26 protein-coding genes and 1 pseudogene are annotated in these 26,853 nt (G+C 31.6%); 10 read left to right on the top strand and 17 right to left on the bottom strand.

Annotated elements, in window-relative coordinates; all coding sequences use genetic code 11:
- Positions 1 to 26 precede the first annotated feature (26 nt).
- Positions 27 to 611: an immunodominant staphylococcal antigen IsaB family protein gene (isaB, locus tag J5E45_RS09765; RefSeq protein ID WP_208182137.1), complete on the bottom strand. Its 585-nt coding sequence runs from the start codon at positions 609 to 611 to the stop codon at positions 27 to 29.
- A gap of 702 nt (positions 612 to 1,313) precedes the next feature.
- Positions 1,314 to 2,393 carry an aldo/keto reductase gene (locus tag J5E45_RS09760; protein WP_039068558.1) on the bottom strand — a complete coding sequence of 360 codons (1,080 nt, stop codon included), beginning with the start codon at positions 2,391 to 2,393 and terminating at the stop codon, positions 1,314 to 1,316.
- A 223-nt stretch (positions 2,394 to 2,616) separates the two neighbouring features.
- Here J5E45_RS09760 and J5E45_RS09755 point away from each other — a divergent pair, with 223 nt between their 5' ends.
- Complete coding sequence (locus J5E45_RS09755; protein WP_039068559.1) at positions 2,617 to 2,922, top strand: monooxygenase; 306 nt, start codon at positions 2,617 to 2,619, stop codon at positions 2,920 to 2,922.
- A 77-nt stretch (positions 2,923 to 2,999) separates the two neighbouring features.
- On the opposite strand, the gene J5E45_RS09750 is transcribed toward J5E45_RS09755, so the two are convergent.
- From J5E45_RS09750 to J5E45_RS14390, 3 genes are all read right to left on the bottom strand, one after another.
- Positions 3,000 to 3,476: a DUF1440 domain-containing protein gene (locus J5E45_RS09750; protein WP_208182135.1), complete on the bottom strand. Its 477-nt coding sequence runs from the start codon at positions 3,474 to 3,476 to the stop codon at positions 3,000 to 3,002.
- 114 nt (positions 3,477 to 3,590) lie between these two features.
- Positions 3,591 to 4,430 carry a sialate O-acetylesterase gene (locus J5E45_RS09745; protein WP_069792812.1) on the bottom strand — a complete coding sequence of 280 codons (840 nt, stop codon included), beginning with the start codon at positions 4,428 to 4,430 and terminating at the stop codon, positions 3,591 to 3,593.
- 493 nt (positions 4,431 to 4,923) lie between these two features.
- On the bottom strand, positions 4,924 to 5,067 hold the full coding sequence (locus J5E45_RS14390; protein ID WP_237282876.1) for a hypothetical protein: 144 nt from the start codon (positions 5,065 to 5,067) through the stop codon (positions 4,924 to 4,926).
- 148 nt (positions 5,068 to 5,215) lie between these two features.
- Here J5E45_RS14390 and J5E45_RS09735 point away from each other — a divergent pair, with 148 nt between their 5' ends.
- From J5E45_RS09735 to J5E45_RS09705, 7 genes and pseudogenes are all read left to right on the top strand, one after another.
- Entirely contained in the window at positions 5,216 to 5,818 is a 603-nt protein-coding gene (locus J5E45_RS09735; RefSeq protein WP_069792813.1) for a recombinase family protein, read from the top strand.
- A 340-nt stretch (positions 5,819 to 6,158) separates the two neighbouring features.
- On the top strand, positions 6,159 to 8,069 hold the full coding sequence (thrS, locus tag J5E45_RS09730) for a threonine--tRNA ligase (RefSeq protein WP_208182134.1): 1,911 nt from the start codon (positions 6,159 to 6,161) through the stop codon (positions 8,067 to 8,069).
- Positions 8,070 to 8,141: 72 nt separating this feature from the next.
- Positions 8,142 to 8,669 carry a TetR/AcrR family transcriptional regulator gene (locus tag J5E45_RS09725; protein WP_052253441.1) on the top strand — a complete coding sequence of 176 codons (528 nt, stop codon included), beginning with the start codon at positions 8,142 to 8,144 and terminating at the stop codon, positions 8,667 to 8,669.
- Between the two features lie 168 nt (positions 8,670 to 8,837).
- Positions 8,838 to 9,662 carry a thioesterase family protein gene (locus J5E45_RS09720; RefSeq protein WP_052253442.1) on the top strand — a complete coding sequence of 275 codons (825 nt, stop codon included), beginning with the start codon at positions 8,838 to 8,840 and terminating at the stop codon, positions 9,660 to 9,662.
- Between the two features lie 23 nt (positions 9,663 to 9,685).
- Positions 9,686 to 10,471, top strand: a complete 786-nt coding sequence (locus J5E45_RS09715; protein ID WP_039068566.1) for a hypothetical protein — start codon at positions 9,686 to 9,688, stop codon at positions 10,469 to 10,471.
- Between the two features lie 122 nt (positions 10,472 to 10,593).
- Positions 10,594 to 11,523 carry a DMT family transporter gene (locus tag J5E45_RS09710; RefSeq protein WP_069792815.1) on the top strand — a complete coding sequence of 310 codons (930 nt, stop codon included), beginning with the start codon at positions 10,594 to 10,596 and terminating at the stop codon, positions 11,521 to 11,523.
- Between the two features lie 304 nt (positions 11,524 to 11,827).
- Positions 11,828 to 12,205 (top strand): annotated as a pseudogene (locus J5E45_RS09705) (NAD-dependent epimerase/dehydratase family protein); the annotation flags it as partial.
- An 82-nt stretch (positions 12,206 to 12,287) separates the two neighbouring features.
- On the opposite strand, the gene J5E45_RS09700 reads toward J5E45_RS09705, so the two are convergent.
- The 10 genes from J5E45_RS09700 to J5E45_RS09655 form a co-directional block, all read right to left on the bottom strand.
- Positions 12,288 to 13,550: a DUF1958 domain-containing protein gene (locus J5E45_RS09700; protein ID WP_208182132.1), complete on the bottom strand. Its 1,263-nt coding sequence runs from the start codon at positions 13,548 to 13,550 to the stop codon at positions 12,288 to 12,290.
- A gap of 284 nt (positions 13,551 to 13,834) precedes the next feature.
- Positions 13,835 to 14,788, bottom strand: a complete 954-nt coding sequence (locus J5E45_RS09695; RefSeq protein WP_069792818.1) for an ornithine cyclodeaminase family protein — start codon at positions 14,786 to 14,788, stop codon at positions 13,835 to 13,837.
- Positions 14,789 to 14,797: 9 nt separating this feature from the next.
- Positions 14,798 to 15,220, bottom strand: coding sequence for a hypothetical protein (locus tag J5E45_RS09690; RefSeq protein ID WP_208182130.1), 423 nt, complete (start codon positions 15,218 to 15,220; stop codon positions 14,798 to 14,800).
- A 102-nt stretch (positions 15,221 to 15,322) separates the two neighbouring features.
- Positions 15,323 to 16,099 carry a 3-hydroxybutyrate dehydrogenase gene (locus J5E45_RS09685; protein WP_039068570.1) on the bottom strand — a complete coding sequence of 259 codons (777 nt, stop codon included), beginning with the start codon at positions 16,097 to 16,099 and terminating at the stop codon, positions 15,323 to 15,325.
- A gap of 11 nt (positions 16,100 to 16,110) precedes the next feature.
- On the bottom strand, positions 16,111 to 16,758 hold the full coding sequence (locus J5E45_RS09680; RefSeq protein ID WP_039068571.1) for a 3-oxoacid CoA-transferase subunit B: 648 nt from the start codon (positions 16,756 to 16,758) through the stop codon (positions 16,111 to 16,113).
- Positions 16,751 to 17,455 (bottom strand): CoA transferase subunit A, encoded by a 705-nt coding sequence (locus J5E45_RS09675; RefSeq protein WP_208182129.1) that lies wholly within the window; start codon positions 17,453 to 17,455, stop codon positions 16,751 to 16,753. Before J5E45_RS09675 ends, J5E45_RS09680 begins: the two co-directional genes overlap by 8 nt.
- Positions 17,456 to 17,630: 175 nt before the next feature.
- The gene (locus J5E45_RS09670; RefSeq protein WP_069792822.1) at positions 17,631 to 18,584 is read right to left on the bottom strand and encodes an accessory Sec system protein Asp2; all 954 of its coding nucleotides are present in this window, start codon (positions 18,582 to 18,584) and stop codon (positions 17,631 to 17,633) included.
- Position 18,585: 1 nt separating this feature from the next.
- On the bottom strand, positions 18,586 to 20,931 hold the full coding sequence (locus J5E45_RS09665; protein WP_039068575.1) for a CDP-glycerol glycerophosphotransferase family protein: 2,346 nt from the start codon (positions 20,929 to 20,931) through the stop codon (positions 18,586 to 18,588).
- 399 nt (positions 20,932 to 21,330) lie between these two features.
- Entirely contained in the window at positions 21,331 to 21,834 is a 504-nt protein-coding gene (locus tag J5E45_RS09660; protein ID WP_039068576.1) for a GNAT family N-acetyltransferase, read from the bottom strand.
- A gap of 24 nt (positions 21,835 to 21,858) precedes the next feature.
- A complete protein-coding gene (locus J5E45_RS09655; protein WP_039068578.1) occupies positions 21,859 to 22,431 on the bottom strand; it encodes a GNAT family N-acetyltransferase in 573 nt (190 codons plus the stop codon).
- A gap of 265 nt (positions 22,432 to 22,696) precedes the next feature.
- Here J5E45_RS09655 and J5E45_RS09650 point away from each other — a divergent pair, with 265 nt between their 5' ends.
- The gene (locus J5E45_RS09650) at positions 22,697 to 23,149 is read left to right on the top strand and encodes a hypothetical protein (RefSeq protein ID WP_039068579.1); all 453 of its coding nucleotides are present in this window, start codon (positions 22,697 to 22,699) and stop codon (positions 23,147 to 23,149) included.
- 292 nt (positions 23,150 to 23,441) lie between these two features.
- Here J5E45_RS09650 and J5E45_RS09645 read toward each other — a convergent pair whose 3' ends face one another.
- On the bottom strand, positions 23,442 to 23,933 hold the full coding sequence (locus J5E45_RS09645; protein WP_107550191.1) for a kinase: 492 nt from the start codon (positions 23,931 to 23,933) through the stop codon (positions 23,442 to 23,444).
- A gap of 161 nt (positions 23,934 to 24,094) precedes the next feature.
- Positions 24,095 to 25,285 (bottom strand): glycine C-acetyltransferase, encoded by a 1,191-nt coding sequence (locus J5E45_RS09640; protein WP_101050508.1) that lies wholly within the window; start codon positions 25,283 to 25,285, stop codon positions 24,095 to 24,097.
- Between the two features lie 191 nt (positions 25,286 to 25,476).
- On the opposite strand from J5E45_RS09640, the gene J5E45_RS09635 reads away from it, so the two are divergent.
- Positions 25,477 to 26,655, top strand: a complete 1,179-nt coding sequence (locus J5E45_RS09635; protein WP_069792825.1) for a M20 family metallopeptidase — start codon at positions 25,477 to 25,479, stop codon at positions 26,653 to 26,655.
- Positions 26,656 to 26,853: the final 198 nt, after the last annotated feature.

Raw genomic sequence — 26,853 nt, 5'->3', positions numbered from 1 at the left:
TAAATTATTATCGTTATTAACTTATTTTATTGACCAATTGTGATTTCCATTAAATTATCGTTTTGGTCAAAGAAAGCCGTATAGAAGCCATTATTAGTTTCATATTTTACAAATGTTCCATCTTTATTACCTAATTTCCCTTCCTCAATAATTTCATTAGAATTGTGTGCATCTTTGAATGTTGCTTTAGCAACTGAGTTCGATTTTGTGAAGAATGTTATTTGAACAACTTCATTATCGCTATTAAAGGATACAGAAGTGTCATAAACCTTTTTAACATGGTCAAACTCTTTCTTAGCATCTGTATCTACTTTATAACCATTAATTGAAACATTGTCGTATTTTAAAGCGCGTACAAAGTTATAATCTTGAGTGAATGATGGGTCATATGTCGTATAACCCTCGTAGTTGTACCATGGTGTTTCAGCTTTTAGTTCTGCATTACTTTCAGTATTTGCACCACCAGCACCACCTTCACCATGTCCCCATTTTTGCTTTTGCTCAACTGCTTGTGCACTCGGACTATTTGTCGTAATATATGCTGCTGAAGAACCTACGACAAGCGTTGAAACAACGACAGTTGCTGAAAGTATCTTGCCTGTTTTACGCATAATAAATCACTCCTTGAAATTAATGTCCTTTTTTGCCAAACAACAACTTTTTATTACTAATGAATTTCTATCTGATATAGGTAATTTTGATTATTAAAATTAATTGTAGTGTCATATACCATCTTTGATTAATCAAGTCCGGTAGAATGATATGAATTCACTTTATAGCTATCAATTGTGCTATTACCGTATTTTAGCAATTGTACAATTCCATTATTTACTGGAAGTAATACTTCATGAGTTGTGTATCCATTATAATTGTATCCAAGGGTTTAAAGAGTTTAGATTAGCAGCAGCTTCACTATAACTTCACGTTTGACGTTATTACTTTTACTTCTTGACCATTACTCGTTAAATATGCAAGAGATTGTCCTTATAAACAGTACCAATGTTAAGTTTACTTATATATAACCAAACTAACGAATATAATCACTCCTCCATTTTTAGAGCACCTATCTGCAAAAGTGTAATTATTCACCTTAATCATACACCTAATATTTTTAATTGCAATATGATATTAAACATTTAATAAATTATTTTTTATTTCTAATAGTATAATGAAAAAATTAATTTATGCTTAGTAAAACTTTTTATAATTTGCTTTAATATTTCTATTTTCATCTCAAAAGTAATATTTAATCAACGCAAAAATATAGCCGAGACTTATTGCCTCGGCTAGCAAATTTTAATTATAAAATTTTTTTATAACAAAGTATCTTTATTAGACATTAATTGATTATAACCGTCCAAATAAACTTTCTCTGATTTTGATGCTTTCTCATAAGAATTCATAGCACGATGCCATAGAGGATATATCGGCTCTGGAGTAGTTAAATCAGTAATAGCGGCTATTTCTTGGTTTGTTAATTCTAAATTATATGAAGCAATATTATCTTGTAGTTGTTCTTTGGTTCTAGCAGCTAACACAAGAGAATCAACATTCGGACGATCTCTAAGCCAAGCAAGCGTTACTTGTGCTACTGAAACACGATGTTGATTAGCAATTTCTTGTAATGTATCTACGAGGTTATAAAATAGTTCTTTATCTTTTATATAAGGTTCCGCCCAGCCATCACCTTGTCTTGTGCCTGACTCACCAGACTGTTGTCTATTAATTTTACCTGTTAACAATCCTTCCCCTAGAGGCGACCAAATGCTATTACCTACCCCTAATTCTTTGCCAGCAGGTAATAACTCGTATTCTGCTTCTCTTGATTCGGGTGTATAATAAATCTGTTGTGCTATTGGAGGAGCCATATGATTTGATACTGCTAGAGAATGCGTCTTCGCTAATGCCCAACCACTATAATTGGATACGCCCCAATAGCGAATCTTACCTTTTTTAATCAAATCATTCATTACTTGTATCGTCTCTTCTACAGGCGTCTGGCCGTCCCATAAATGTGTATAATATAAGTCAATGTAATCCGTATTCAACCGTTTTAAAGAAGCGTCAATAGAGCGCTCTATGTTAACTCTACCTGCCCCACCATCATTTGGATTATCTGTTAATTGAAAGCCAGTCTTACTGCTGATCACCATCTGTTCACGTTTGTCTCTAATCGCTTTACCCAATGCAATTTCTGCATCACCTTTAGCGTATAAATTAGCCGTATCGAATTGGTTTATTCCTTGATCCAATGCATAGTCTATCATGTAATTCCTCAACTCTTGAGATATGCCACCCGCGTTTTCAAAACCATTTGTCCCCGCGAATGGAATGCTACCAAGCGCATATTTTGATACCGATAAGCCCGAATTACCTAATAATGTATAATCCATAGTTATCCTCCTTATAAACATAGTTTTAATTACTTTCCCTTTAAAACTGATTTTAAATCAAAATGATTTTATTTTTAAAAATAACGAAAATTATACTGTTTTAACTATTAACGTTCTATTTTTAAAGAAATATACGACATACTTGAGCTTTTGTTGGTACACGTAATTACTAATTCTAGTTATGATGAACTTATAGTTAATTTAAATCGAAAGGATGTTTTAAATGGTAACAATTCTACAAGTAGACTTTCCTTTAAATGGACCATTTGGCAATGAAATGGCTGAACAATTTAAAGATTTAGCAGAATCCATAAATCATGAACCAGGATTTTTATGGAAGATTTGGACTGAAAATGAGTCCGAACAAGAAGCAGGTGGTATTTACGCGTTTGATAATAAAACTCATGCAAATCAGTATTTAGAGATGCATAGCCAACGTATAAAATCTATGGGTGTACCTTATGTAAATGCTAAAATATTCGATGTTAATGAAAGTCTCACAAAAATTAATAAAGGTCGTATTAATTAAGCTATTACAATCAAAAACGCTCTCAACACATACTATAAGATGTATATGGTGAGGGCGTTAATTTATACTACGTAAAATTATTTCACTGAATTTCTCACAAAATCTATCGTATTCATCCATATGATATGACCAATCAATTCTGAAAAATGTTCTTCTGGTGGTATTTCATCAACTTTAGGCGTAAGTTTTAGCATGGGTAACATAATCTCATGAAATAACACGTGGACACCTATACCAAACATTCCACCTTTCCAACTTGAAATTGAGTTGTATTTTTCACTTAATAGTGCGTACAATGTAGCATTGACTATAGAAAAACCATAGTGGATACCCATGACTGAAAATGACACTTCATTGCCGTTATATACATAAGATGCATTACGTATTTTATCAGGCACATTAAATATTTCCATCATCTTAACAGGTGGTGGTTCTTCATCACGTTTAGGCGTTCGTGGTGGTAAAAGACCTTCCCCTCCTATTTTTACAGCGCCTGCTAAGAACCCGCCGATTGCCCCTGTAAGCACAACGCGTCTAATTGAAAATCTGACCATATCCTCACCTCTTCAAATATCTTGTAATATTACAATTACCCTAAATGTATTGAAATATTTAAAAAAGGCAGGACAGGGGGATTGGAGAAAGTTCATTTCCCAGGAAATTTTGATTTATTGTAACTCTTTCATACTTTTTATAAAATTTTCATAAGTAATTTCATTTTTGGAGAACTGAGCAACAAGCATATACAACTCCTCGTTTTTTGTTTGTTCTTGTTTATATAATAATATATCTGCTTGTGTTTCTTCTGGTAACGGGTGGACAACGTGTTCAGATTTTGCAAATGCTTGATAGTAGCGTATACCAAAGAGACGTTGGGAAATCGCGTTAATATGAATGGCGTCTGAATTAGAAGTTAATCCCTCTGCCGTAACATAATAGCAATTGTCTTTTTCTTCAGCTGTTTGTTGTAATGCTTCATTAATTTCTTTATATTCTACTGCACTCTGACCAAATGCTGACTTCCCTAAGAAATCTGGAAGCAATCCTAACACAAATGGTACTTCAGGTATTTTCAAAGTGTTTCTAAAATGATCGATGAGCGTCTTTAATTTTGAAGCATACGTTTTATATTGTTGATTAAAGCTATCACTCTCGCCTTGATGCCATAATATACCTATAATTTCACTCGTTTCTTGTGCAAATTGCGCTTCAGTAATAGCATGCCTAGCAAGTATACCCTCAGGGTCCCAATCATCCATAGAAGTTCCACCATCTGCACAAGGTATCAAACCTATCGTTTCATCGGGATGGTCATCTAACCACAACTTGGCAAACGATGCAGCTAGTCCTACACCCGCTACAGAACGATCACTATGAATCGGCTCATCCATCATTTGCCATCTGCCATTCTTAAGAACCATAATACGTTCATCTAAAATAGGCGAAACATCATGCAAATAACCTCGCCCCGCCATATTCGACTGCCCTATTAGCAATATTGATTTCATATTAAAACTTCCTAACTTAATTACTTATTTGTTATAAGCATCATACTATATTCACGTAGTTAAGAAAATTAATTGCTTTAAAATTTCGCATTACTATAAAGTTATAAATATCCTCCAAGAATAATACATTTTCACCTAAAAGTGTTTATGTATCGATAGAAAAGTGAATTTAATTATTAATATGTACATATCGGAGGATGTAACTATGACAAGCATATTTGTTACTATTTAAATTAGAGTAGGATTTTAAATGATTAGATATTTTTTTAATACTTGCATAAACTTGTTTATAATTAGGTAAAGGGTAGTTCATTTGATTACACCAATATATAGTTTTACGGTGTATTGATGCTATAGGTATACCTTTGTTAGATAGATATTCATTTTTAATATAATTGAGCGTATCTTGGTTTACTTTAACTTTATCTAAGTCCTTTCGTCTTTTGTTTATTAATACTATTAATCCCTTATTGTCGTAGCGTTTTACCCAAGATTAAATTGTTCTTTGAGGTATTTGTTTATTATTACTAATATCTTGAACTGACTTCTGTTTTTTTATATAGGCTTCAATGATTTTATGTTTTTTCATAGCTTCTTGGCTTTGAAAATGTGTGTAGTCGGCCAAATTCTTATCCATTTTAACACCTCCATAATTCCAGCTTTTTGATTCAAAATATTTTATATCTAGCCTCCTTTCACATCATCATATAACAAAAATATAAAATTATAATAAAAGATAAACGTTAAACATTTTATGTGATTAGGGTGAAAGTTAAGGGGGGGGAATGATTGTTGGATATGCAAGAGTTTCGACCATTAATCAAAATTTAGATAGGCAAATTGAAAATTCAAAATATTTTGTTGCTGAGAAAATTTTCACAGAAAAACAATCAGTTAAATCTATAGAAAACAGACCTGTTTTTCAGGAAGTATTAGATTTTTTAAGAATGGGAGATCGTTTAATTGTCGAATCTATTGATAGATTAGGAAGAAATTATGATGAAATAATTCAAACAGTTAATTATTTAAAAGATAAAGAAGTGCAATTAATGATAACGAGTTTACCTATGATGAATGAAGTGATTGGAAATCCACTACTAGATAAATTCATGAAAGATTTAATTATTCAAATTTTAGCAATGATTTCAGAACAAGAAAGAAATGAAAGTAAACGTAGACAAGCTCAAGGTATTAAAGTAGCCAAAGAAAAAGGTATATATAACGGGAGACCTGTTCTGTATTCTCCCAATGCTAAAGATCCTCAAAAGCGTTTGGTATATCATCGTGTTGTAGAAATGCTAGATCAAGGAATTTCTATTAGTCAAATAGCTAAAGAAGTTAATATTACTAGACAAACTGTATACAGAATTAAAGTTAAAGAAATATAAACATCATTATTTATAAGATATTTGCACATTGAAATAATTAGTTAACTAATATATGATTATAGATAATTAAATATCGAGTTCAGAGAAAAAGAAAAAGTGTTTAACTAAAAACAGGGAATAGAGGCCATCGGCTGGAAGCTTCTATAATTTATAAATACTTTACTACTTTGGAGATATGTATGAAAGTACATCGTTTAATAACATGTTACGTTATTCAATGAGCTCTAATTGGTTAATTGACTAATTAGAGGAATTTGGGTGGTACCACGAGACTGCGCTCGTCCCTATATCTATAGGGATAAGCGCAGTTTTTTTAATATAAAATAAAGGAGTGTTATCAATGTTTGAAGATAATGTGAAGATTGAATTATCAAATAATAATGAATTGGAGGTGCCACAGGAAACAACATTATTTCATATTGCTAAAAGTATTGGTAACTCTTTCTCAAAAAAGGCTGCCCTAGGATATGTTAATGGTGATTTAAAGGAAATAACTTATGTGATTAAAGAAAATAGTAAAGTAGATTTTATAACTTATGAAGATCAAGAAGCTGAGAAATCAATAAAATATACATTAGCTTTTTTAATTAGTTATGTTATACAAAAACAATTTGAAAATATTAAAATTGCAGATTTAGGCGTAGATAATAATTCTTTTTATTGTGATTTTCATAATCCAATCAAGAACATTAATAAAAATGACTTGAAAGATATAAATAAAGCATTGTATAAACTCATTGAATCTAATCCAACAATAGAGATATCGGAAATGTCTAAAGAAAAAGCTAAATTAGTTTTAGCGGACAAAGCATATATGAAGTACCATATTGAACATAATGATGAAGAAAATATTAAAATTGCTAAAATTGGTGATTATATATCATTAATTACTTATCCTATTATAAGTAATTTATCAAAACTTAAAAATTATAAGTTGAAAAATATTTCATCTACAAATTGGTTAAGAGATGTAAATAATGAAGCTCTACAACGTATATCAGGTATAGCTTTTTCTAGCGGAGAAGCCCTAGAGAATCATGAATTATTTCTTGAAAAATATGAAAATATAAATCATAGAAAATTAGGTAAAGAGCTGAATTTATTTACATTTTCTGATTATGCTCCAGGTATGCCTTTCTATAAGCATAATGGTCAAATTATAAGATTAGAACTCCAAAATCTTTTAAGGAAATTACAATTTGAAGAAGATTACGAAGAAGTTTATACACCTTTTATAATGAATGAATCATTATGGAAGAATAGTGGGCATTGGGATCACTATAAAGATAATATGTATTTTACAGAAGTAGATGATATAAAATATTCATTAAAGCCTATGAATTGTCCAGGGCACATGCTCATTTATAAAAATGAACATCATTCCTACAGAGATTTACCTATTCGCATGGCTGAATTTGGTCAAGTGCATAGACATGAACTGAGTGGATCTTTAAATGGACTGTTTAGAGTAAGGACATTTAATCAAGATGACGCCCATATCTATATAAATAAAAAACAAATAGAAAGTGAAATTCTTAATGTTCTTAATTTAATTGATAAAGTATATACAATCTTTGGATTTGATTATGAAATTGAATTATCTACACGACCAGATGATTACATGGGAGATATCAACTTATGGGATTTTGCTGAGTCTTCTCTTGAAAATGTTTTAAAATATAATAATTTAAAGTATACACTTAATGAAAAAGACGGTGCCTTTTATGGGCCGAAAATAGACATTCATATTAAAGATGCATTAGGTAGAAGCCACCAATGTGGCACAATACAACTCGATTTCCAAATGCCAGAAAAATTTGATTTAAATTATATTAATGAAAATAATGAAAAAGAAAAGCCTGTAGTTATTCATAGAGCTATTTATGGATCTATAGATCGATTTTTAGGTATTCTACTTGAACACTACAGTGGCAAATTACCTCTCTGGCTATCACCAAACCAGGTTAATATTATACCCGTTAATAACAAAATACATTTAGCTCATGTTGAGAAAATTAAAAAACAACTAAAATCTAAAGGTATAAGAGTTAATGTTGATAAAAGTGAGGAAAAAATGGGCTATAAAATTAGAAATGCTCAAGTTAAAAAAGTGCCCTATACTATTGTTATAGGTGACGATGAGGTAAGCAACAATACTTTATCTGTCCGTAAACATGGGGGGAATTCAGAACAAATATTTGAACTATCTAATTTTATAGAAAAAGTGATAAAAGAAATAAATATATTATAATAAATGATAAAAACCGTTATTATCTATACATTCTTTAATAATTAAATAAACGTGTTGATTAGGAGGTATTATGTGTCCCTATCGCAAAAAAGAACCAAAAGAATTATTATTATAGCTTTTCAAGATCTATTGGACACCCATATGCTTGATTCTATTACAGTTAATGATATTTGTGAAAAAGCTATGATTCATAGAAGTAGTTTTTATAGATACTTTGAAGATAAATATGATTTGTTAAATGAATTCACAGATTACTTAGGCATATTATTTTTAGATTACTTAAAAGAACATTCAAATAAACCATTTCATGATTGTTTTGTTGATTTTATTTACCCTAGAAGAAGAATATTTATTAATACGGTAGATAAATTTGGTAACCCTAATCAAGCTATCAACGAAGCACTAGCAAATGTAATACTGAAAAGAGGACACGAAATGTCTAGTGGTCTATCTAAACAAATCAACAATTCAACTTATCCTAGATTATATGCGCGTTTTTTCGCTTTTGGTCTGGGGGATGTTATGGGTATTTGCTTAAAAGATCATAAAATAACCAAAAAGCAGCTTAAAATGTTTATCAAGGAATTAGTACAAGAATAAAACAAAATCATATTTTTGTCTTATAATAAAACTTAAGTCGAATTTTAATTCTGGCAAACCTCTTATGACATTGATACCTTTTAAGATATCAATGTCATAAGAGGTTATTTATATAAATAAAAAATTAAGCATATACTTATAAGTACATTAAAAGAAAGGGGCTTTATTATGGACTCTAATGAACAACGTCATCCATTGGATAGAGCTACAGAACTATTTAGAAAATCTAACATTTATTATGGACGTACATCAAAACGTTACGCAAATATGGTTGGACAATACGGTGGTATAACAGCATCTACAATTCTAAAATCTATAATACAACATCCCAAATGTATTGGAGAACCAATATCTTTAACTATCAATTATGCAGCTCCCGTTCTAGCTGGGAATTTAAGTATCCAATCAACTCCAATTAGAACAAACCGTTCTACACAACATTGGTTCGTTGAAATGTTTCAAAATAAGGAAGTTGTCATTACAGGAACTGCAGTTTTGTCTAATCGAAGAGAGACTTGGTCCTCTTTAGAAGCTAAATTCCCAAATGTTCCATCCGAAGAATATATAAAACCTATTCAATTTGGAGAGATGCCTCCCTGGTTAGATAACTATGACATAAGAATCATCAAAGGAATCCCAAAAATGTTTTCTGCATCAAGTTCAGACGATCCTTCTGACTCTATTACGGTTCAGTGGATGAAAGACAACCCCAAAAGAAACATTGATTTTATATCATTAACAGCTATGTGTGATGCATTTTTCCCACGTATTTATGTTAAAAGAAATGCCTTAGTACCTATCGGTACAGTATCTCTTACCATTTATTTCCATACTGATTCCAAAGTCCTAGAAAAACATGGTGATAAGGAAGTCTTAGGTTACGCCCGTGCGTTTCAATTTTACAATGGATATTTTGATCAAACAGCAGAATTATGGACGGCAGAGGGGCAATTACTAGCTACCACTAGTCAAATTGTCTACTATAAAGAGTAATCAAATGCTTAGGAGGATTAATAATGATTAAAGAAAATAGATTAATTTTTTCAGTTAACGGAAATGAATTAACATTCAATGAAATAAAGGAATGGGAGATCAAAAGATTAGCAGCTACTCACAAATACTTAAACAAAAAAGCTAACGCAAAATTCGAAAAGAATTTTTCAGCTTTGAAAAAAAACAAAGATATTAATGCGATGAGAAACGAAATTGTAAATGCAAAAATGGAATTAGGTTTTGACCAGATTAGAAATGTGATGAAAAAGAGATATACAATAGGTAATGCTATGTCCATGATCGCTGAAAAACTCTCGTTCGGAAAAAGAAAATTCAGTATCGCAGAAATATTTGTTCCTAATAGCAGTCTAAATCCTGAGCAAGTCATGGCATCTATAAATCAAATTATGATGGAAAAAAATGAAAACCATGATTTTATGAATATTAGTTCTAATCCAGATCACTATGTGCTACAAGGGATAACTTCAGAAGTTCAAGAAGTGCTTGAGTTAACAGGTGGTTCACCCTTGCCAACAAGATTTTTTGCTCACTACTATGATGAAAGTAAATTAAAATCCAAAAAATCATCAGATTATGACATTGAACTCCCTGGCGTTGCAAAATTAAATAACGGCACTATTATTGGTGGAATGAGACATCAAATTAAAAAAGAAAATGATGGCTTTCGTTTTAAAGCTCTCGTTGAATTTCCAGGTATTTTACCAAATTCAATGATAAGGCAACATCAAATGCATTTAGCATGTGAATTCGGACATTGGATATCATTTGTTCTTGAAGAAGATAATTAATATCTTCTATTAAGAATTATAAAAAAATATACTACTACCTATATAATTTTACTACAAGACTAATTAACCAATGATTACGATTTAAAAATTTAAATTCTTATATTATGGAAAGCGTGGTAAAAATGTTAATTGGGCTATTTTTTATTGGCATTATTGGCGGGATGTTTATCCCTTTTCAGACATCTATCAATTCAAAACTGAATATGTATACAAAATCACCGATATATGCATCTACAATTTCTTTTGCAGTAGGAACTGTATTTCTAATATTCCTCAATCTACTATTAAACCCAACTATGCTAACTTTTAGTTATATAGAACAGCAATCAGTAAATTTTTATTGGATTACTGGGGGACTTTTAGGTGTTATCTTTTTAACCGGAAATTTACTATTATTACCTAAATTAGGCGCTTCTTTAACTGTTGTTATTACCTTAACAGGCCAAATGATTATGGGAGTTATTATCGATACGTTTGGTTGGCTAGGAGCATCCGTTCAACCTTTTACATTCTTTAAAGCTGTAGGTATTATTTTATTAATTTTAGGTATTGTTTTAATGAATTATGTAAGAAATCCAAATAAAAAGAAATCAAGTTTATATTTATATGTATGGTTGTTTTTAGGATTTATTTTCGGTTTTTGTCCACCTTTACAAACTACTATTAACAGTCAGCTTGGCCAACAATTAGATTCTACAATCATGGCTTCTTTAATTTCTTTTATGGTAGGTTTTATTACACTATTACTAATTAAAATTTTAACAAACAGAAATTTCTCTTTAAAAAACAATGATAAAGAGCATGGAAAACTTAATCCCTTTTATTTTGTTGGAGGGATTTTTGGGGTTATTTTTATTACTGTTAATATTTTTTTAATGCCTTACTTAGGTGCTGCGCTTACAACTATAGCTGGTATGTTAGGGCAAATGCTAATGGCCTTAATTATTGATCAGTTTGGTTTGCTTGGTATACCTAAAAACAAAATAACTTTCCGTAAATCCATAGGAATTGTTTTAATAATTATTGGTATTATTTTACTCAGATTTTTTTAGGTATCGTTGTTACTTAAAAGTTTTAATGGCCTTGTTGGTTTAATTCATTTTATAAATAGTATACAAATCAATTTATAAGTATATTGTTTTGTATACTTTTAACCTTTATTGTTGCTATCTAATTATAGTTTCCTAGCCTAGAGCTATCTTTCTTAGCATATATGGCATCCTACAAACTAATGTAGGATGCTTTTTGTTTTTAAATGTTACTTTTCTAATATACCAAGTAAAGTGATATTCAAATATAAGCGAAACTTTTTGCAATTTAACAAAGAAAATTACTACAATATAAAAAGAAAAGTGACATGTTGTACTTCGTTACGGCTTACTATACGGCCCAGGTACATGGTACGGTAAAGATGGTATGATTTATAACTCGTTTATTGAAGGAACGGTCACAATGACTGAGGGGATACAATCATTTATTCATATTGATGACGCAGTAGAAGTAGCAATTCAAGCATTAAACTTTGAATCCGGTATTTATAATATCGTAGATGATGAGCCAGTCAAAGGTGATGTATGGGCAGAATGGTATGCAGGCTTATTAAATGTGAACCCTGAAATCAATATTCAAACTTCAGAATCACATGAACGTGGTGCTGATAATACTAAATTCAAAAATCAAGGTGGGAAATTAATATATCCATCATGGAAACAAGATATGAATTCAATTAAATAATTAAACATTAAAGACTCCTAAAGTTTAACTCTAGGAGTTTTTTTAATGTTGGTTGAACGTTTTATTACTTACATAACCTATTTCATTTTATCTGTATTTTTTTAGTTCTAATAAATATATATAAAACAACACTTAAGCACAGCGCAATTAGTAAATACCATCCATATTGACTTGCTATATGTAGATAATTTTGTTTAAGGGGGGTCACCATGACACTTGGTTGTTTCATATCACTTGTGAGATATTGTCGCTTAGTATCCGCAACTAATAATTGGTTATTTTTAACTTCAAACTTAATTTGTTGTCCCTTTTCAACGACATCATGCAAGGATGTTGCCACGTCATACCATTTACCATTGATATATTGTTTACCTTTAGGCATAACTTCTCTATATTCAAATCGATTATACACTTTATCTAATAAAGCATTACCGATAACGTGACGTTTATACTCTGAATCATCAACATCCCAATGTCCTACTCCCATAACAACTTGTACGAGCCCAAAGTTCTCTCTGTCTATTGTAGCAGTGTAGTTGTATGCTGCTTTATCACTCGACCCAGTCTTCAATCCGTTTGTCCCTTTATATTCATGAACATCGCCTTCCAATGAATGATGATACGTATGAAAATGTTCTTCATATGGAGTATTGGGTTTACTGGTATACGTAATATGTTTTGTAAAAGCCGTTATATATGGGTATGTATTTTTTATATAAAAAGCCAGTTTAGCAAAATCTCTCGGGGTCGACGAATTGTCTTCATCTAAGTTACTACCAGGTGGTAAATATTTTTTTCCTATACTACGATTTTCAGCGCCAAATGGATTGGTAAAATGGGTGTGCTCCATCTTAAGCGCTTTAGCTTTTTGGTTCATCATTGCTACAAATTTACCTGTGTCAGGCTCTATCTGTTGCATGAGCATACGTGTTGCGACATTAGAACTAGGTACAATTAGTAAATTGATAAGTTCTCTTATAGTATATTGCGTTCCCTTATGCATGATATTATTACTTAGTAACGGGTGATGACTAAAACGTTCATCATCTGCAGTTACGGTCACCGCTTTATCCATGGATAAAGTACCATCTTGAATTTTTTCTAATACAATTGATAAAGTCATTAGTTTAGACATACTTGCAGGTCTCCATGGTTTATCAATATGCTCTTCCCATAATATTCTACCTGTTTGACTGTCTGCTATAATGCTACCTTTAGGTTGATAAAAATCACTTATGCTATTACCATGCGCCCTTGTTACATCAATAGACGACTCAGCAAATACATAGGCAGGTTGAGATAGTATTAAAATAAAAATGAATAATACAACTAATATTTGTTTCACTTTAACCTCCTTCATAGATATAAAATATCAATTATAATATACTATGTTTTTTTAAAGGTTAAGTTATTGTTTTTTTACAATTTATCATCATTTTTTAAATTTTTTATCTGTTCTATGATAGATAAAAGCACTATTGCTGTAATAAATTATCGTTATTATATGACGAAAAAGCGACTTTTATTAAAAAAAGAGTTATTACAAAATCTTAAAATTCAGTATATTACTATATATTAAAAATGGGATAAGACAATAAAGTTTGCCTTAGCTCACTTTTTAAACTTTAATTATGATTTTATCGCTTTTTGATAAAAGTAATTTGCGACCACAATATCTACAATGGCAACACCTACAGATTTAAATATCGTGATTTCATCTTCAGACACGCGCCCTTCTAACTTTGAAGCAACGATATGTCCAAGTTCACCGTACAGATGGTTTCGGCCAAACACACCTTCTGATACTGGATTGATCAAATCTCCTGTTTCTTCCAGTGCTGCTTCTACCGCTTCAACCACCACTTTATCTGCATCCACAATCGCTTGAGAGGGTAACTCCTGCATATCTGGTTTAAATGAGCCAACCGCATTTACGTGTACACCTTGCGCTAGGCGTTGTTTGAATACAGGTGCTTGTGCATTTGTCGCTGTTACGATGATATCTGCATCTGCTATAGCTGTTTCAACATCATCACATACAACTAGATTTAAATGTTCATGGTCTTTTTCAATCTGTTTAGAAAAGTTAACTGCCTTATCATAAGTACGATTGTAAAATTGTATACGCTCTATATCTCTAACGGCTAATACCGCTTCTATAAGTCCTTGTGCTTGGTCTCCAGTACCGATTACACACAGTGTTTTCGCATTTTCTCGTGCAAGATATCGCGTAGCCACGCCAGAAATAGCACCTGTCCTAATCTTAGTTAAATAAGATCCTTCTAAAACAGCTAATGTCTCCCCTGTTTCATAATCCGACAGAATAACGGAGCCAACAATGGTATTTTTACCAATTTTTGTATTATTAGGAGCTACTGTCACAGTCTTAAGCCCTACAATCTTTAACTCATCCGAAAGTGCTGGCATAACGAGATAGCGATTATCTTCATTAAAAGGTAATGAATAACGCAGTGGGGTATTTGTCTTACCTTCAGAATATGCTTTTAGTGATTCTGCCACTGCATCAACAATCTCTTCCATATTTAACAACTTTGCTTGTTCTTGTGCATCTATATAACGCATAAGCCACCTCTAATCTGTATGATTTTCTTCACTATTAATAATATCTGTTTTATCTTCAAATTTAGATATAACTATAAAAAATGCAATAATAACTATTACTAATGCTAATATTGAAAGCCACATTGTACGCCCATTAAGATAAGCTGTTACAAAAAACAATGAAGCTAAAAAACCATAAATCACAAGGTTTCGAACAAATAGTAGCCAATAATCAACCTTCACGCTAATAAATGTTTGAATATTCGGGTTCTCATTTTTAATATGGTATAAAGTGAATTTAAGATTTCGAATCACTACAAAAATCAATACTAAAATCATGATTGCTGTGAGAATTTTTGTATAAATTTGTTTATCTAAAATATCAGAAAGTATAGCAAAAGCTATAGAACTAGCAAACAAGGTGAAATTATCATTTGCCTCTGAATTTTTCATTATCAACTTACCTCCAATTAAACTTTACGCTGTTAACATTAACGTAACATATTTCAATTGGAAATTATCATTGATTTAAAAATGAATTGCCCTAGTATTAAATTATTGTACTGTGTAGCCCCCATCTATAAGAACCGCTTGCCCTGTTACACTTTTACCACTATCACTACATAAGAATAAAGCATAATCTGCAATATCTTTAATATCTAACAAACGTTTTTGTGGGATTAGCGGGTACAATACCTCTTCTAACACTTGTTCTACCTCAACGCCTCTGTCTTTTGCTAAATCTGCCATTTGATTACGCACTAAGGGTGTATCTATATAGCCAGGACAAATTGCATTGACTGTTATACCAGCTGTCGCTGTTTCTAACGCTGCTACTTTTGTTAAGCCAATAATTCCATGTTTCGCACTATTGTATGCCGCTTTTCCTGCAAAACCAATAACACCATTAATCGAAGCCATATTCAAAATACGACCAAATTGTTGTCGTTTCATAATAGGCAATGCATATTTAGTTCCGATAAAGCTTCCTGTTAACATGATGTCTATCATCTGTCTAAATTTTTCTGTAGGAAAAGACTCGATACTTTCAACGTGTTGCAAACCAGCATTGTTGAACAAGATATCTAATCGTCCATAATATGCGACAGTTTGCTCAACCATTGATTTCACTGCCTCTTCGTCTGTAACATCTACTTGTATAGCTATACAATCATAGCCTTGGGCTTTCAATTTATCTGTTTCTTCAAAGAGCTTTTCTTGATTTAAATCCGCTAATACTACTTTTGCTTCATTTTCCAAAAATACTTTGGCAATACCTAACCCTATACCACTAGCTGCGCCTGTTATAATCGTCACTTTATCTTTTACCAATATTGTTCCACCTACTTTAATTCATTTTCAAAATATGCCTCTGTACTAGCTTCTACTTGCTCTAACGTCGTATCAGGTTGCAATTCAATAAGTTTCATAACACCATTCTCAAATTTAAATACAGCTAAATCAGTAATCAATGTATTCACCACACCGGCACCTGTCAGTGGTAGTTCGCATTGAGTCTTAATCTTAGATACTCCATGCTTATTCATATGATCCATAATAACGACAACCTTTTGTGCACCGACAACTAAATCCATTGCCCCTCCCATTCCTTTTACTAACTTTCCAGGAATCATATAATTTGCTAAGTCACCTGATTCTGAAACTTCCATACCACCAAGAATAGCTAAGTCAATATGACCTCCTCGAATCATGGCAAACGATTCAGCATTATCAAAATAAGATGCACCTTTTGCAGCCGTTACTGTTTCCTTACCTGCGTTAATTAAGTCTGGGTCAATTTCTGCTTCTGTAGGATATGGACCGATACCTAGCAATCCGTTTTCCGATTGAAAATAAACATTCTCTACGTGATCGTTTATTTCATTTGCTACTAAGGTAGGCATACCAATACCTAAGTTAATCACCATATCACTTTTAATTTCTTGCGCTGCACGCTTAATAATCTTTTTACGTTGTAATTGCTTATCCATGGTTAACCTCCTTAAACGTACGTTTCTCAATCCTTTTTTCAAAATGTGAACCCAAATAGATGTAATCTACATAGATACCAGACATATGCACCTCATCCGGATCAATTTCGCCTACTTCAACTAATTCTTCTACCTCAACTACTGTTGTTGTAGCTGCCATTGCACATAACGGATTAAAGTTTCGAGCTGTCTTTTCAAAGACAAGATTTCCAAAAGTGTCTGCTTTTTGCGCTTTTACAATTCCAAAATCACCTTTAATTGCACGTTCCATTAAATATGTTTCGCCATCAAAGTCGCGTGTTTCTTTACCTTCAGCAATTTGTGTACCAACACCTGTCTTAGTATAAAAAGCAGGTATCCCTGCACCACCAGCACGTAATTTTTCAGCTAACGTTCCTTGGGGCGTTAATTCAACATCTAATTCTCCACTAATAAGTTGCTGTTCAAAAATTTTATTTTCCCCTACATAAGAGCTAATCATTTTATCAATTTGTTTATGCTCTAGTAAACGACCTAAACCAAAATTATCGACGCCACAATTATTACTAACTACCGTTAACCCTTTCGTACCTTTGTCACGAATTGCTTCAATACTATGTTCTGGAATGCCACACAATCCAAATCCTCCTGCTAGAACAGTCAATCCATCATCTAAACTTTCAAAAGCTTTATGTATTTCTTTAATTACTTTCGACATATATTAACCTCATTTCTAAGTTTACTTTTAACACCTAGTGCTAAAACAATTATACGTGAAAATTTAAGTGAAGTCTTTTATTTATGTGTGCGCTTACATTTGCATGGAAGATATTGCGCTAATAAAAAAAGAGAAACTGCAATCATTCTACAATTTCTCTTATAACGTATTAATTTTATTTATCTAATAACATTTCATTTAACAACATAAGTTGTTCTGGCACGCTGTTTCGGGAAACGTCTGGATGGTTCACAATCATATCATCATCTAAGTTAATTTTATTAATTAACTTACTATCAATTCGGTTTGTTTCATCAAAATAATATTTAACATTATCACAACAAATCACATGTTTTTTTGCGTGATTTGATTGCTTCAAATAATGCTCAATTGTTGGAACTAAATCTTCTTTTCTCAATCCTTTCATAAATCGTCTATCGTTTTGGGCTAAATTGCCACCTATATTGACGATTGGATCTACAGCTACTGTCTTAAAGTCTAATGCTGAACCATGATATAGCGCACCTGTCCCGCCTTTCGACCCACCGTATAGGACCACGTTTTCATCTTTAATACCTAAGTTACGCGCGACATTTCTAATCGCATCTTGAATATCTTCTTCGTACTCTGGATAATTAGTCGTACTAATATAATGAGAACCATGTGAAACATTCAAATCCATAATACGCATCGTATAAACGTTTTTTACTAAACTCTTCTCAATACCATCAAAGAATTTAGGAAACATACGTTTAGGCATCAATGCACTATCATATTCTTGTAAATTAGGCATACAAGTAAAAATAACTAACAATTTCTTAGGAACATTTTCATTTACTTTTCTTCCCTCTGGTTCATCTAAAGTATAGAAAAGATCACGAAATTGTTTCAAATCTTTTCTTTGAAAAAGCTCTTTGACATGTTTTCTTTTATAAAATTTAGAAATAGTCCCTTGATGAAAATAAAGTATATAATCATTTTTTAATAATGTCTTATATTGTTCATGAAGTTCAGGTTTTTTTCTAACCATTTCTAAATAGTTTAAGTTACTCGCAGTATCTATCAATATTCTTTTATCATTATTAAAGTCAATTGGCTCATTGATTCTATAAATCATTTCTGTACTCATGTTATTTACCCATCCCATTACTATTAGTTTCTGCAAAAACAGTCTTTAAGATTTGTTGCGAACTTTCTTTACTATCTTTTGAAATCAGTCGGTTCACGATTTTTGAATAATCCATATAATTCATGCCTTTAAGTTGCAGCGCGAGTTTTTCTTCGTCTAAAGAAACAATTGGGAAGTGGCCTAATTCAAAAATATTAAAGTAGAAGCCAATGTCCTTCTGATACATCTCTATATCTTCTTGTAGTAATAGAATTGGCTTATTTAAATGTGCAAAATCAAAGATTGTTGATGAATAATCAGTGATCATAGCTTCACTAAGGATATATAATTCTTGAATATCTACAAATTCATTATAAAAACAATGTATTCTAGCATCTAAACTATTATATTTACTTCTGAGTAAACCTTCGTTTGGATGTAATTTAACAATGATTTCATATTCTTTAGGAAGAGATTCTAACAATTTAACTAAATCAATACTTGTTAAATTTTCTCTTTCTTTTTTTCTCCATGTTGGGCAGAATAAGATATATTTCTTATGTTCATTTGTTGTAAATAAATATTTCTTTTGCAATTTCTTACGTTCATCTATAGTTACTTGGTTAAGTAAATATTCATTTCTAGGAGCACCATAGTCCAGTATTTGTAGGTTTTTATTTTCTTTTAAATTAAATGCAGATTCAAGTAACATCGTATTCATTTTTGAAGATGTTAATAAATAGTCCCACTTTTTCATACGTGGTCTAAATTTTTTTAATTGATCTTTTCGTTCTTTTTCGTCTCCTAAATCATTTACCATTTTCTTCAAAGGGAAGCCATGCCAAGTTTGTACAAATACTTGATCTGGATGTTTATATACTTTATCCCATGAATTACTATTCATAAAGACATACTTACATTGTCTAAATTTAGTCTTGTATTCCTCACTTCCAAAACGTATTGGTTTAAAGCCGTAGTTTCTAATTTCAATGTCTACTAAAGAATTAGCTGAGCTTACAAAAACATTTTTTTGTGGGTAGTTTTTTTGAATACTAAGTGCGATATATTTAGGATCCCCGCTAAAATTATTACCATGGAATGATTCAATAAATACATTGCTTTCTTCTGGTTCTATATCATCTAATATTTTCTTACTAAGTCTTTCTTTGCGATTGTTATAATATTTTTTTAATCCTTCGAAGAAAATATTATTCTTTAGCACCTTACTCAAAAAGGGCTTTTCTTTTAAATCTTTATATAAAACCCTGCCATTATCTAATTTTTCAATTTTATTTTTGGGTTTAAGACGCACTCTTTTTTTATATTTTGTTGGAACAAGAGGGCGTTTATTTTGAGATGTTTTTTTAAATTGTTCTAAGTATTGGATACTGTATTCATTATCAAGAAATTCTGAATTTAAAGCTTCAACATCTGTTAGTCTATCTTCTTTTGAATATTTATTATTTAACATAGAAAGCAATAATTTGCTGTCCCTTGAAAGGTTTTTTTCTAAAAATTGAATTCCATAATATTTGTCATAAACTTCTTTGAGTACCCCGTCGTTACCTGGATAAATAAGCGCTCTGTTGCCTCTAGCCAGTGTTTCTAAAATTGAATATCCTAAAGTTTCATATGGAGATGATGAAATATAAATATAATTTAGCGGTTCTTTCTCGTTTATATGTATATTGTCTTGTAAGTTGTAATAATTTATCAGATTTTTATATAATGCTTCTGATGGGCCATAACCAACAATATAAAGTTGAATATCGTCTCTTTTAGTATTTTTAATGATATAATTCACCAATTTAATTACGTACGAAATATCTTTGATGCCATCTTCAAAACGTGCTTTTATTAAAAGATTTCTCTTTGTGTTTATAGGTTCTGGTTTAATTTTAATATGTTCTGCATTAACATATTTGTTAAATACTGCTTTATAGTTATATTTAGAAATAAACCTCTGTTTAATTCCTTCTGTACTAACTCTTATACCGTCTATAGTTTCTAAGCAAAGATCTATGGAATCATCTATATATTCCATTGGACCATGTATTTCTCCAATAATCTTAGTTGCGTTATTAATAGCTTTGACATCTTTGGCGTACTGAAATAAATCTTCTCTTGTTATTATCAATATATCGCATTTAGATAATAATTTTATATCTCTAAATTTATACATATTTAGGTTTTCATTATCAATATCTTCATGAATAAATAAACGTGTAATTGCATCTTGATCAAAGTCTAAATTATTAAAGTAATTAACCATATACCCCTGCTTTAAAAAAGATTTAATCAAATTAATGTTACTTCTTGAAGTACCACCTTTAGCGAAAATATTGAACCCCAAAATATTGATATTCATAAACGCATCCTCCATTCATTTATTATTTCGCCCTTATGAACATTTCACTCTTATAATAAAAAAATATCAAAAAAATCATTTAGGTTATATTATACTGTATCGCTTTATTAAAATCTATATATTTTACTATAAACATACATTTGATTTTAGATTTAATCTTTATTGTTAACAATAATTGTTTTTTATTAGATTTTTATTAATATCTGTTTTTTTATAAAATTTTTAAATAGTTTTAACATAAAAGAGTTATTTTACACAAATATCTTTAATCATAATAAACCGTGTACTTGATGTTCGACAGTTAAAACAACAAAAAACACCGACAAAAGTCATAAGACTCTTGCCGGTGAATTTATTGTTACATAATTTAAATTAGGTTTTATATTCTGTAATTAATTATTAGGCGATTTCAATCTGGAAACGACGTATTACTGTACCATCTTCTAATGTTGAAGCTTCAATTTCTTCTCCACCATTATGTTTAATGACGGCCGCTGAGGCGTTGTTTTCCTTCTCACATGTAATTAATGCTTCTTGTACGCCAATTCTTGATAAATAATCTAAAGATTTTTTCAATAATTTATTACCAAAGCCTTTGCCGCGGTGTTTCTTTCGGATGCCATAGCCAACATGGCCACCAACTGTTTTAAGTTGTTCATTTAAATTATGGCGAATATTTGCCGCACCGATAATTTCATCGTCATCGATTAAAAATAACGTCGTATTGTCTACTGATGCATCATGTGATTTATTATCCTCTAATTCATGTACTAAATCTTCAAAATTATTATATTTTGTAATGTTAGTGATTTCAGGTACAACTTTCTCATCGTGATCAATCCACTCTCTCATATAATCACAATACATCATTTCGTCTCCCATTGTTAATTCTCTAAACTCCATGTTGACACTCCTTCCTTTCTTGGTTTACATTTTTAATATTTCATCATGCGTATTTAAATAATAAACGTAATGATCAGTCCATTGTCCATTTTCAAAAATAAAACCCTTGCGGATACATTCAAATTGGAATCCTACTTTTTCAATTAAATTTACAGACCTCGGGTTGTCAATATTGATATGGGCCTCAATTCTATGAAATTTCAGTGTATCACGAGTTTGTTTTATTAATTCTGTTAATGCTTCGTAAGCATAGCCTTGATGCCAATGCTGGTTATGAATAAAATATCCAATCTCAGCCCACTGAAAATTATCACGGCTTAAATTTTTGATATTAAGCATTCCCAAGTGATTGTGTGCTTTATCAAAGATACCAAAGATATATAAATCATCCGATTCAATTGCTTCTTGCTGTCTAGTTACCAAAGCCGCAAACCACGGTTCAGTGGCCTCTGACATATCTAATTGGCCCTTATCATGCTTATATTGAGATGGCTTTCGGTTTACAAAACCTTGTAACCATGATTCATAATCTTTTTCTTCCAACGGTCTAATGATAAGACGTTGTGTTGTGAAATGCAACCATAAATTTTTATTCATTAACTATCCCCTTATTACACGCTTCTTCACTGTAATAACATCATTTAAAGAGTTAAATTGTAAATTTTTATAATAATAAAATGAATCTACTACAGTATTATTAATATATTACCTTTTTACTATGCGTTAAAACTTTCTTTAAAGGGGTATATAAAGTTATGAAAGCGTTATCATTTATAAAAGCAACTTGTACTGTCTTATTGATATCTACAAATAATATTTACTATAGCCAATAGAGATTTCATATCTTAGGAGGTTGTTATTTATGAATAAAACAGACACGTCAAAAATTTTCTTTATGTTTTTCGGTATTTTGTCATGGTTGTCAGCTATGATTCTATTTATTTTACCTACACTTCCGCCTTACCAAGATTACATTAAAACTCAAGGCGGAATGGCAACAGGATGGATTATTTTGTTACTCGTATTTATTACGCTATTTTACATTGCAATTTTAATTTTGGACATTTATAGTCCTGTTGCTACACAAGTGGTTCAGTTTGTTTTATTAACCGTTGTTGTTGTCTGTGCTGTGCCTTCTATAACAGCATTTATCTTAGCATCTTTTGTTATAAACATTAGTATAATTGAAATATTCATTCCAATTATACTTGTAATATTAGCAAGTATGCTTCATATTTTATGGTTTGCAATTCCTTTTATGCAAAATAAAGAAAGCCGAGATAATACTAAAGCAAAAATAAATCCATTTAAATAGCAATAACCTTTAAAGATCCAATTCTTAGTTTATTCAGTTAGCGGTTGTTACACATGAACATTTGTTCAGGCGTTCCAACTTTATAGCTTAGTAGAACTTAAGCAAGTTCTATAGTTTTTGTAGATTACTTACTCTTAGGCATGAGCTGTGGAACTCATGCCTAACTTTTATATTAACCATTTTAGCTTAGGCATCCGTGATAAAATTGCTTAATACAGCAAAATCACTTTAACATAAATTAATGCCCGTTTTGTTTTCTTTGCAGTAGATAAAGTCGTTTAAATGAATTGAATTATAATACGCCTATATCTTTAAGTATCATATTTATAATATAATCCTCACTCATCGATTCGGTAATACATATTTCTCCTTGGATGTTCAATGTGTCTTGCGGCACAAACCACTTTGACATCGCATTTTCATCAAAATCTGTCTGCTGTTTCGTATGATGTCTACGAACTGTTTCTTGAAATGAAAGATTAAAATAATACACGTGCACATTGACGTTAGGCTTTTCAAAAAAGTTGTTGAGCATCGTCCCATACTTATATTTATTTAAAATGCCTTCTAGTATGACATAGTTACAATGATTAATGCCATAAGTTACGATTTCTTCTATTAATTGAATTGCTAAATTACCAGGTCGGTCATGAACATTAAGCATTTGTCTGCGTACTTCATCTTGACCTATCAACATTACGCCCTCTCCTAAATACTGTTGTATTCGTTTAGCAATTGTTGATTTGCCACTACCAGAATTACCCCTAATAATAATAAGTTGCATTGTTAATTCCACCTCTATTTTCAACCTTATATCATTACATTTATTTGATTATTATACATTAAAAATAAAACGAGGCAGAATTCTAAGTTATGCAACTAGAATTTTGCCTCGCTATCATCAACACAATCGAGCACATTTTCAATAAATGACTTGTATGATTATTATTTAATTGTACCTAGTTCTTTACCAACTTTTTCAAAAGCAGCTAAAGCTTTATCTAACATTTCTTTTGTGTGAGCTGCTGTAGGCATATTACGTACACGTCCAGTACCTTTAGGAACCGTTGGAAAAACGATTGATTTCACGTAGACGCCTTCATCTTTCAAGCGACTACTAAAGGCTTGTGTTTCCTTCTCATCACCAATAATTACAGGTGTGATTGGTGATTCTGAGTTACCGATATCGAAGCCTAATTTTTGTAATCCTTCTTTTAAGTAATTACCATTTTCCCAAAGTTTATCATGCAATTCGGTAGATGCCATTAACTTCTTCACAGCTTCTGTAATTGCTTTTGTATCTCCAGGAGCTAATGATGTTGAGAATAAAAATGGTCTAGATTGTGCTTTTAACCAATCAATTAGTGATTTAGTACCTGCTACGTATCCACCAACAACACCTATTGCTTTTGATAACGTACCAATTTGGAAATCAATCTTATCTTGTAATCCAAAATGCTTAACTGTTCCTGCACCTTTACCCATTACGCCTGAACCATGAGCATCATCGACATAAGTAATTAAACCAAATTCTTCTGCAATTTCAACGATTTCTGGTAACTTAGCTACGTCACCGTCCATACTAAATACACCATCAGTGATATACATTACTTTATTATATTGACCAGATTCTACAGCTTCTTTCGCTTTAGCACGTAAATCTTCCATATCTGAGTGGTTTACGCGAATAATCTTTGCTTTAGACAAACGACAACCATCAATGATAGAAGCATGGTTTAATTCATCTGACAGAATAGCATCATTTTTGTTCATAACTGCTGAAATAGCTGCCATATTACAGTTGAATCCTGATTGATATGCAATAGCTGCTTCAGTTCCTTTGAACTCTGCAAGTGTTTGTTCTAATTCATCATGCACGTCTAAAGTACCGTTGATTGAACGTACCGCACCGGCACCAACACCGTGTGTATCGATTGCATCTTTTGCTGCTTGCTTTAAGTCTTCGTCTGTTGCTAGTCCTAAATAATTATTGGAAGATAAGTTTACATAATTTTTCCCGTTAATAGAAATTTCAGGGCCATTTGCACCTTCAATTGTATCTATTTCATTATATAATCCATTATCTTTTAAATATTGAATATTTTCATCTAAAAAGCCATGTAGTGACTGAACCACTGCAAGTCCCCCTTTGAATTATCTTAGTTTTCAAATTAATCATAACCTATTTTAATAAAAGTGGAAAGTATTATAAACACACGTCACAATGCATTTCCCACAATATAATTTATCTCCTATCAATTGCACCTACAGTTGTCCATTATTAAATGGTATAATAGTTAAAAATGCTTAAGGAAGAAGGGTTGAAGTTGTTTGATTGGTTTCAACTAGCACAACAAAAAGAAAGTAGAATGGTACAAGTTCGACGTTACCTTCACCAATATCCCGAATTATCGTTTGAGGAATATCACACACGTGACTTTATACTTAATCAATTAAGTCAATTATCATGTGAAATTCGTACACCTGTAGGACGTAATGGTATCGTGGCTACGTTTAAAGGGCATGGTGATGGCCCTACTGTTGCACTTCGTGCAGATTTTGATGCATTACCTATAGAAGAATTAACAAATGTAGACTATAAATCTAAAAACCCAGGTGTTATGCATGCATGTGGGCATGATGGACATACGGCAATCTTATTAGGTGTTGCAGAGATTATTGAAAACCATTTATCCTCTTTAAATGGTGATGTGGTATTAATCTTTCAATATGGCGAAGAAATTATGCCAGGTGGCTCTCAAGAAATGATTGATGATGACTGTCTACAAGACGTTGATAAGATATATGGCAATCATTTATGGTCTGGATACCCTACAGGTACGATTTATTCACGTCCTGGTGCATTAATGGCTTCCCCTGATGAATTTAGCATTACGATTCAAGGTAAGGGTGGGCATGGTGCTAAGCCACAAGAAACGATAGATCCTGTTGTGATTATGGCAGAGTTCATTATGAGTGCACAAAAAATTGTATCCCGTACTATTGACCCAGTAAAACAAGCTGTGATTAGTTTCGGCATGGTACAAGCAGGTTCCGCGGATAATATTATTCCAGATTCTGCATTTTGTAAAGGGACTGTACGCACATTTGATACAGAAATTCAAACTCATGTTATGACTAAAATGGAGAAATTGCTACAAGGCTTGGCCGTGGCCAATGACATAACATATGACTTTGACTATATTAAAGGTTATTTACCTGTACACAATCATCCAAACAACTATGAAATAGTTAAACGAGCTGCTAATGATATGAACTTAAGATTTAATGAGTCAGATCTAATGATGATTGGCGAGGACTTCTCTCACTATTTAAAAGTACGTCCTGGCGCATTCTTTTTAACTGGATGTGGCAATCCTGAAATCGATGCCGTACACCCACATCATAGCCCGTGTTTTAATATTGATGAAAAAGCGATGAAATACGCAACAAGCGAATTCTTAAAAATATTAGAACTCGAAAAAGTAATTATTAAAGCACCTTAGTCATTTTATGACTTAGGTGCTTTTATGCATGAGCTTTTGCTCAGGCGAACCTTTATTACCTTAGTCATTTTATGACTTAGGTGCTTTTATGCATGAGCTTTTGCTCAGGCGAACCTCTATTACCTTAGTCATTTTATGACTTAGGTGCTTTTATGCATGAGCTTTTGCTCAGGCGAACCTTTATTACCTTAGTCATTT

The sequence above is a fragment of the Staphylococcus shinii genome (assembly GCF_017583065.1).
GTDB lineage: Bacteria > Bacillota > Bacilli > Staphylococcales > Staphylococcaceae > Staphylococcus > Staphylococcus shinii.
This window is presented reverse-complemented; position numbering and strand designations above follow the sequence as displayed.